This is a genomic window from Microvirga pakistanensis (assembly GCF_004458765.1).
GTDB lineage: Bacteria > Pseudomonadota > Alphaproteobacteria > Rhizobiales > Beijerinckiaceae > Microvirga > Microvirga pakistanensis.
The window spans coordinates 1-223 of sequence record NZ_SPJX01000210.1 but is presented as its reverse complement, the minus strand read 5'-3'; the positions used below and the strand labels follow the sequence as shown (position 1 = coordinate 223).

General features: G+C 63.7%; 1 pseudogene. It reads right to left on the bottom strand.

From position 1 onward, the window contains the following. Positions 1-33: 33 nt before the first annotated feature. Positions 34-223, bottom strand: a pseudogene (locus E4K09_RS29090) (hypothetical protein); the annotation flags it as partial.

The window sequence follows — 223 nt, the reverse complement described above, 5'->3', positions numbered from 1 at the left end:
GGGCCGCTTGCCCGGGGGACAGCAGAGCGCCGGTCATGAGAGGGGTCCCTCCGGCGTCGGGATAGGGTCTGCCGGCGGTAGAGTTCCTCGACCGAACAGCACATTCAGCTCATCCCACATCTGCTCGCCAAGAAAGACGAGCCAGGTGATACCGGTGATCGGCCAGGCAATATGGATGACCCACAGCGGCAGTTCGGCCAGTTCGGAGATCCGATACCAGGCG